General features: G+C 40.8%; 3 protein-coding genes. 1 reads left to right on the top strand and 2 read right to left on the bottom strand.

Annotation, left to right across the window (positions count from 1 at the left end; all coding sequences use genetic code 11):
- Positions 1-642: 642 nt before the first annotated feature.
- Complete coding sequence (locus ACE1CD_RS35455) at positions 643-1,896, top strand: FAD-dependent hydroxylase (RefSeq protein WP_374827786.1); 1,254 nt, start codon at positions 643-645, stop codon at positions 1,894-1,896.
- On the opposite strand, the gene ACE1CD_RS35450 is transcribed toward ACE1CD_RS35455, so the two are convergent.
- Positions 1,847-2,716 (bottom strand): slipin family protein, encoded by an 870-nt coding sequence (locus ACE1CD_RS35450; protein WP_374795029.1) that lies wholly within the window; start codon positions 2,714-2,716, stop codon positions 1,847-1,849. The two genes, ACE1CD_RS35455 and ACE1CD_RS35450, sit on opposite strands and share 50 nt — an antisense overlap.
- A 234-nt stretch (positions 2,717-2,950) precedes the next feature.
- On the bottom strand, positions 2,951-8,845 hold the full coding sequence (locus ACE1CD_RS35445; protein ID WP_374827785.1) for an AAA family ATPase: 5,895 nt from the start codon (positions 8,843-8,845) through the stop codon (positions 2,951-2,953).
- Between the last annotated feature and the right edge of the window lie 273 nt (positions 8,846-9,118).

Raw genomic sequence — 9,118 nt, 5'->3', positions numbered from 1 at the left:
TGGAATCTCTAGATTTATTTAGTGAACAAACTGCTAAATTAATGTCTTTAAGTCCTCATAAATTACCTTATTATCAACGAGGTCATCGCGCCAAAATGCTTATCCAGTCTACCTTTGAGCTATAGTTGTCGCCCCGTCAGGTAACCCTCTCGCTCATAGGGAAAATTCTCTTAGCAAAATTTCTTTAGTCCGCTCGATCCGACTTTCGCTATAAAACGAGGGCTTAAGTGTTCCGGCAGACCAATATTGTTCGGTTAAGAATTTTTTGACTAGGTGCTACATATTCGCAATTAAGCGAAGAAAACAATTCATTAAATCTGTGGCTAATTTTTCTCATATTTGTTAAGTAAGATTATTACATAATGAAACAGATTTTTGCAAGAAAATTCCAATGTCTTTACCAAAAATTAAGAATCAATCCCATTAGAGCTTTGTATGTCTGGGGGCGTGGGTCTGACTGGGAGATCGAATCAGCTACACCCCAGAACAAGCTAAATAAGAGCTTTTACCGCGTTTTTCTGTACCTCAGTGGCCTGAAAACGGCTGTAAAGCAGTCGCTCATCAACCTTGAAAGCGATCGCTTGCTTCGGTCACAATAAAATTAGGTATATATCCTTAATAGTTTCACAACTTCTCTTAAAAATGGCCCTGGAACAGCTAGCTGAAACCCTATCCACACCGCAACTGGGCTATGATTGCGACTTAGCCATCGTCGGCGGCGGCATTGCCGGACTAACCCTCGCCTGTGCCTTAAAAGACTCCGGGCTGAAAATAATCCTGATGGAAGCAAAACCTCAGTCTGTGGCGGCGGCAAAAGGACAAGCTTATAACATTTCCCTGCTTTCGGAACGAATTTTTCAGGGAATCGGCATTTGGGAGAAAATATTGCCCCAAATCATCACTTATCGACACATTCGCCTATCAGATGCCGACCATCCCGGTGTGGTGCAATTTTACCCCACCGATTTGGGCACAGATGCTCTGGGCTATGTCGCAGAACACCAAGTCGTGCTGACTTGCTTGCAGGAGTTAGTGCAAAATTGCCCCAATGTGTCGTGGCTGTGTCCGGCTGAAGTCACAAAAGTTGAATATCAAGCCGATGCGGTGGAATTAGAAGTTGCTACGGTCGGAGAAATCGTAAAATCCAAAATCCGCACTCGTTTGCTGATAGGCGCAGATGGTGCTAAGTCCCAAATCCGCGAATCAGCCGGTATCCGCACTCGCGGTTGGCAATATTGGCAATCTTGCGTTGTGGCTACTATTAAAACGGAAAAACCGCACAATAACACTGCTTTTGAGCGCTTTTGGCCTAGCGGCCCAACAGGAATTTTACCCCTACCGGGAAATCGCTGTCGGGTAGTTTGGACTGCACCTCACGCGGAAGCGGAAGCGTTGAGAGTATTAGACGAAAAGGAATTTATCGAGAAACTGGAACGCAGGATGGGCGGACTGTTGGGGCGATTGGAGTTGGAGGGATCGCGATTTTTGTTTAAAGTGCAGTTGATGCAGAGCGATCGCTACACCCTTCCCAGATTAGCCTTAATTGGCGACGCCGCCCATTGCTGCCACCCCGTCGGCGGACAGGGAATTAATATGGGAATTCGCGATGCAGGTGCTTTAGCCGAAATTATCCAAACTGCCCACCAAAAAGGCGAAGATATCGGGGATATCCAAGTTCTCAAACGCTACGAAACTTGGCGAAAACGAGAAAACCTAGCAATTTTGGGATTTACCGATTTTCTCGATCGCATATTTTCTAATAATTGGTTACCAGTAGTCGCCATGCGTCGATTCGGTTTGTGGATACTCCGAACAGTTCCCCCAATTAAAGTTTATGCACTGCAACTTATGACTGGTCTGAGAGGTCGTCCTCCGCAACTTGCTTCCCGCTGTTAAGAAATACTTCCGGTTGAAAAGGAAGCGCTTCAGTTTCATCCCCTTTCGGCAATGCTGTCTGATTATTATTAGCCAGCATTGCAGGTAAACTTTTGGCAGCTTGCACAATATCCGAAGGCATCATAATAATCGTTGTTGTGTTATTTTCTGTCCCAATTTCCGTTAACATTTGTAGTCTTCGCAACTCCAACGCCGCCGGATTAGCAGAAATATTTCGGGAGGCTTCCGCTAACTTAATCGAAGCTTCCTGTTCAGCCGAAGCTTTAATTATTCGAGCGCGTTTTTCCCGTAATGCTTCTGCTTCTTTTGCCATCGCCCGCTGCATATTAGGGGGAATTTCTACATCTTTCATTTCCACCCGTTCGATTACGATTCCCCAAGGTTCGGTGATCTCATCCACGATTTCTTGTACTTTCGTGTTAATTTTATCACGATTTTGCAACACATCATCCAGCATATTTTGCCCGACGACATTGCGTAAAGTCGTCAATGCTGTTTGATAAACCGCCATTTCATAACTCTCGACTTTAGTAATCGCTTTCATCGGGTCGAGAATTCGGTAATAGAGTACAGCATTAACTCGAATTGTAACGCTATCCGCAGTGACCGTTTCTTGCGGTTCGATATTCACTGTTTTGGTGCGAATATCCACCTGAGTTTTTTGGTCTACTAAGGGAATAATCCAGTACATACCTGGCCCCATGATTCCCTTACTTCTGCCCAGGCGAAAGATAACGCCCCGTTGATATTCCCGGTCTAGTTTCAGACCGGAAACTATGAGATAAGTTAGGAATGCTAAAAGACCTATTGTTTGTCCCATATTTGTTATAGCCAAATTCGGCTAACTCTATTTTAGCTCTGGGAGTAGCTCTCGACGATCGAATGATATAGAAGTATAAACCGTATAATAAGCATATCCTTTCGATTAATTAGACATCTCCAAAAATTCTTGTGGGGTAGGCATCTTGCCTGCTGTTTGAGATTCTTTTGGAGGAGATCTCTAATGATCGATACCGCACAAGTAATACAGGCGGTGATGAAAACCAGTTGAGTTTTACTTGAGGTCGATCGGCATCTTAATAATAAACTCAGTTCCCACACCAAGATTGCTAACACAACTTAGCGTGCCGCGATGCCGATCTACTACAATTTGATAACTAACATACAATCCCAAACCAGTACCGGAACCCATAGGTTTAGTAGTAAAAAATGGCTCGAATATTCTCTTCACTATTTCAGGTGGAATACCCACACCGTTATCAGCAATTTTGATTTCTATAAATCCATCTTCAGGTATTGCTGTGGTAATCGTAATAGTAGGAGTAAAATTAGAATTAACCTCGTGAATCCTGACCTGATGCAAAGCATCAATGGCATTATTGAGAATGTTCAAAAAAACTTGATTTAACTGATTTGGATAACAGACAATCAATGGCAATTTACCGTAATTTTTAATCACCGCAATTTCCGGTAACTTGACCGTCGGATTCTTCTCTTGAAATCCATGCAATCGATATTGTAAAATTAGCAAAGTTGCCTCGATACCTTCGTGAATATCTACCGCTTTGATTTCCGATTCATCCAAGCGAGAGAAATTCCGCAACGAGGCGACAATATCGCGAATCCGTTTCGCTCCATTTTTCATCGAACCTAACAACTTTAGCAAATCCTCTACCAAAAAATCCAGATCGAGTTCTGCAATTTTTTCTTCAATTTCCGGTGTAGATGTTGGATAGCTATTTTGATAGCCGTGAATCAAATCTAACAAGTCATTAACATATTGACTGGCGGGTTCGATATTGCCGTAAATAAAGCTAACTGGATTGTTAATTTCGTGAGCGACACCCGCCACAATCTCACCTAAACTCGACATTTTTTCCGTATGAATTAGTTGGGATTGAGTTTGCCGAAGTTCTTGCAAAGTTTGTTCTAATTGAGTGGCTTTTTCTCGCAATTCTCTTTCGCTCGATCGCAAAGCTTCTTCGATCAGTTTGCGATCGCTAATATCTTGAGCCGTACCAAACAATTTAACAACTTTGCCATCGGCATTTTTCTCCGCTTGCCCTTTAGCGTAAATATATCTTACTTTTCCATTGATGTCGATAATCCGAAAGTCAAAATCGTAAGGTTTGCCTTCCCGTTGCAGCAGTTCCAATCCCGTTAGCCATGTTTGAAAATCTTCCGGATGAATTTGTTCTCTGTGTTTTTCAAACAGGGTATCTTGTGGTTGTTTTTCCAAACCAAAAATTTTATATATTTCGTCCGACCAATATAGTTGATTTGTCATCAAATCCCATTCCCAATTACCGAGGCGAGCGAGTTTGTGTGCTTCTTGCAATTTAGCTTCGGATGCTTTTAATTGTGCAGTACGTTTTTCGACTTGTTTTTCTAAGTTGCGGTAGAGAGAGGCGTTTTCAATGGAGATAGAAATTTGAGTGCTGAGGAGTTTGATAATTTCCTGTTGGTGTAGGGTGAAAGCAGCAGCAGTGTGATTATTTTCGAGGTAAAGAATGGCGATGAGGGTACTTTGTTTGAGAATTGGCAAACATAAAACGCTTTTAGGTGGGTTGTTTTTAATATAACGATCGCTACTCCATCTTTTCTGCTTTGTTATCTCATCAAATACTAGAGTTTCTGACGTATTGGCAACGTAATGAACTAGGGAAATCGGTAATTCATTAGTGGTCTCTAAAGGTTGCGAGTTTAAATAAATAATTTCTTCTGCTTCTGCAAAGGTAGCTAATGCTTCTATTTGCCACTGGTCGTCAGATGGTAAAATAAGAGCGCATTTGGTCGCTCCGGCATTTTCCATTAACACTTGGGTTAATTTGGCGAGCAGTCGATCGTGTTGGATTTCGCTAGAAATTGCTTGACAGGCTTTGAGAATGGTGGTTAAATCGAGGATTTCAGAAGTGCTGGTTGTTCTGTCCAACCTAGTGTCATGATTATTATCGATCGCTCGATCGATGGTGGTAATTGTTTGTGGGATACTGAGTAATTGTTGGCTTTTTTGCTGGATCGATCGCAATAGTTGGGGATAGCATCGTTCGAGTTGGTTGGTTTTGGCTTTCGCTCCCCATCGAGCGTAACAGTAGTATGCTTCCTGCATATACCAAGTAGCAACTTTTTCTTTTCCCCAAGCGAGGTAAAATTTCGCTGCCAGTTCGTTAGCTAAAGCTTCTTCTTGGATGTAACCGTTTTCTTTAGCACCAGAAATTGCTTTTTCGTACATTTCGATCGCTTCGGCTTTCTGTCCTAAAACTCGGCTTTTTTCCGCTTCTACTAAGTCATATTTATGTTGAAAGTTCATCGGTGCGTGATGCGCCCACAGTTTCATCTTTTCTTGATGGCTGGCTACCTGCTGGAGAATCGCTTCTCCTTCTGAGTCTGTTACTTTTTTGTAGAGGGCTAACCGCGCCAAACCGGAGTAAAAATGGAATATAGGCAAGAAAACTATTGGCGGGAAATTGTCTAAGTATTCTTGACCGAGATTTGCATTTTCTACAGCTTGTGAAAACTTCTCGAATATATAGCAAAGCATAAGTTGATAAGTATATGCCAAACCGATCGCCGCAATATCCCCAGCTTGCTGGTGAACGGGAATCATAATTTCAGTATCATAAACCTCTCCCCTCAAACAGTGCGGATGTTCAACATTTACTATTAGGTTGATAACAGCCTGACGCAACATTTCATTTTTAAGCACGGCTGGTACGCTCTTAATTTGACGGCAAAAATCGCTATAAATTGACATCTCTTGTTCTAGTTCCGGTAAATGACTGCCAATCCAAAATGAATTCAAACAATACCAAGTAGCTGAATAGCCAGAAAATTCTACATCTCCTGTTTCCAAACCACTGCGATATGTTTTTAAGAATTCAGACACGGTTTCGCGAACATGACGCTTCCAAATTGCGATAAAAGCATAAAAAGTTCCCAGTACCTTTGCTTCCAATTCTTTAGCCTGGAAACGCTCTAGTAAAGCTAAGGCTAATTGACCGCATTGATAGCCAAACTCAATATTAGGTAGACCGCAAAGCATCATACCATAATGTACATAAGCAAAAGAAGAGAAGCGACTGTTACCGTATTCTAATGAGAGCGTAACTTGTTGGCAAATTATGAGGGGAAAAAGAGCGGGTTTAGCTATTACTGCGGGTGGTGTTACCAAACATAATATCTCCTGTGCTGCTTGTTTTTCTGCATCTATCATTAACGTTAAATTTATCAATTCTTCAAACGATTTTTCCTCATAAAGTGATTGAGTTTCACTCATCACTTTATGAATATCCGCCGGGGTAGGAGATGGGGGAATATTTACGCCTAAACTGGCTAAAGTTTCTAAGGCTGTCTCAATCGATCGCAATGGTTGATTTTGAGCCATGAAAGCTAAAATTTTAACTTTGTAGATGGCAATCCGATCTAATAAAGATGCCGCATTTTTCAGCACATTTTCTGCCCATCTTTCCATTTCCTCAAAATCCGCCTGAAGATAAGCACTTTCTGCCGCTGCTACTGTCAGAGCTAAAGTGAGATTATACTGTTGTTGCCATCGATTATCTACTAACAGTTTGTTACCAATTTTAAAGTATTCTAACGCCGCTGAGTAAGCAGTGGCGTTTTTTGCTTTTATTCCTGCCCGCAGATTTAATTCAGCTAATTCTTGACGTTGATTTTTTTCTTTTAACAGTTGTCGTCCTTTATTCAATTGATTGACAATCGCAAACAGCTTTTCTTCGTGTTGTTTGGGTGGAAATTCACTTAATAATAATTGGCCAATTTTCAGATGATTATAGGGTTTTTCAGTTTCGGTAATTAATGAATAAGCTGCCTGTTGAACGCGATCGTGCAAAAATCGATAAGTCGGATTAGCTGGAGCCTTGAAAATTTCATTACTATCAGATTGGGTAAATAACTTATAAATTTTTGTAGTAGGAATCGCCAAACCTTCCTGCAATGCTTTCCATAAAGCCGTAGCCGTACTTTCCCGTGAGTTCTCGCTGACAATTGCTAAAGTATTCAAATCAAACTGTGCTCCAATACAGGCTGCTAGTTTGAGAATATCCTGAGTTTCTTTTGGCAATTTTTGTAATTGCAATGCCATAAACTCCACGACATCATCTGTGAGTGCTAAAGCGTTCACTTGGGCAATATCGCATTGCCAATGCTGGATATCCCAATCAAAGCTAATTAACTTGTCATCATGTAATGCTTTAAGAAATTGAGTCGCAAAAAAAGGATTGCCTTTCGTTTTTTGATAAACTAATTTTGTCAAAGGCTGGGCGAGAGATGATTCACAATTCAATGTATCTGCCACTAATCGATTCAAATCGGGTTCGCTTAATGGTGGCAAAGTAATTGTATTAACAGTTGCTCCCGTTTTGAGAATTTCATCCACTGTTAAAATGAATGGATGGCTCGGTGACACTTCGTTATCGCGATAAGCACCTAATATCAATAGATGTTCTGTATCTTGCATCAATAATTTTAGCAAGTTCAGTGAAGCGGAATCAGCCCATTGCAAGTCATCTAAAAATATTACAAAGGGATGTTCTTTTGCGGTAAAGACTTGCACAAAATTTTGAAACAATAAATTAAAGCGATTTTGGGCGGCAGTTCCCGATAATTCTATGGCTGGTGGCTGTTTACCGATGATGTTCTCTAACTCAGGAATAACCTCAATTAAGACTTGTCCGTTGTCTCTTACTGCGCTTAATATCTGGCTTTTCCAATTTTGTATTTGGGCGTTTGATTCTGATAGTAATTGACTCATTAAGTCGCGAAATGCTTGCACAAATGCACTGAATGGAATGTTGCGTTGAAATTGGTCATATTTGCCTTTAATAAAATAACCCCGCTGCCTCACAATGGGTTTGTGAACTTCATTGACAACTGCGGTTTTTCCAATTCCAGAAAATCCAGCAACTAACGCCAATTCGGATTTGGGATTATCATTGGTGTTCCCTGAAATGCGTTCAAATGCTTCTAGTAGCTGCTGTACTTCCGCTTCCCGTCCGTAAAGTTTTTCGGGGATAATGAAGCGATCGCATATATCTCGCTGTCCAATTTCAAAATACTCAATCTCACCCTTTTTTTGTAATTGAGTTAAACATTTCTCTAAATCGTGCTTAATTCCCAATGCACTCTGATAGCGATTTTCAGCATTCTTCTCCATCAGTTTACTAACAACTCTTGACAAAATTAGGGGAATTTCTGAATTAATTTGATGGATAGGCATCGGCTGTTTTGCTAGATGGCAATGTACTAATTCCATCGGATCTTCTGATGTAAAAGGTAATTTCCTTGTTAACAATTCATAGAAGGTTACTCCCAGAGAATAAAAGTCACTCCGATAGTCTATTCCTCGGTTCATTCGCCCGGTTTGTTCGGGAGAGAGATAAGCTAATGTGCCTTCTAAAGCATTAGCGTTTTGAATTTCTTGTGTTTCTCTGGGTAACAGAGAAGAAATACTGAAATCAATTAATTTGACTTCTTTGCTGTCGCAATTTATCAGAATATTAGCAGGTTTGATATCTTTGTGAATAACTCTATTTTGGTATAGATAGTGCAGAGTTTCTGTGAGTTGGATTGCTATTCCGAAAAAATCTGTCAAACATAAGTATTTATATTTATAACTTTCATCGGTGATATTTTGTAGATAATTAGATAATGAAATACCGCCAAATTCTTCCATAACCAAGGCATAGGCATTCCCATATACTTCTAGCGCCAATGTTTTGATAATTCTGGTAAAATTGAGATTTTTAGCAATGGTATATTGGTTGCGAAATTGGACAACTTCGTTAAAATTTGGATATTCGTTTCGGAGTAGTTTGATGGCGACTCGTTGTTGGTCTGCGATCCGTATACCTCGATACACAAGCGTGCGCGTACCTGTGTATAAATGCTTAGTGATTTCATAGCCTGGTAGGTTGGCGATCGCGTTCATAACTTGTTCCTACTCTACTAGATCGTTTATAGCATCTATACGATTCCCGACAGGGTGGCAATTATGGCTAAAAGCTAGACTGGATAAGCTTTTTAGCTCTCGAACTCGCTGATATTAAGGTCGTTTGTGAGAGCTGGGGGGGAGACAACAATCGGTCAACCCCTTACTGCGTGCGGGGTTGACCGATTGTTGTCAAAAAAAAATAGGTCTGCTATTCTCAAGTAGACCTAACTAATGAAAAAAATGAATTTAATACCTTCATTTTACACCCAA

This window comes from Aerosakkonema sp. BLCC-F183 (assembly GCF_041929145.1).
In the GTDB taxonomy this organism is placed as follows: Bacteria; Cyanobacteriota; Cyanobacteriia; order Cyanobacteriales; family Aerosakkonemataceae; genus Aerosakkonema.
This window is presented reverse-complemented; position numbering and strand designations above follow the sequence as displayed.

What these genes read in the sequence shown, in the direction of transcription:
- ACE1CD_RS35455 (WP_374827786.1), top strand. Translation starts at nt 643, where the DNA reads ATGGCCCTGGAACAGCTAGCTGAAACCCTATCCACACCGCAACTGGGC.
- ACE1CD_RS35450 (WP_374795029.1), bottom strand. Translation starts at nt 2,716, where the DNA reads ATGGGACAAACAATAGGTCTTTTAGCATTCCTAACTTATCTCATAGTT.
- ACE1CD_RS35445 (WP_374827785.1), bottom strand. Translation starts at nt 8,845, where the DNA reads ATGAACGCGATCGCCAACCTACCAGGCTATGAAATCACTAAGCATTTA.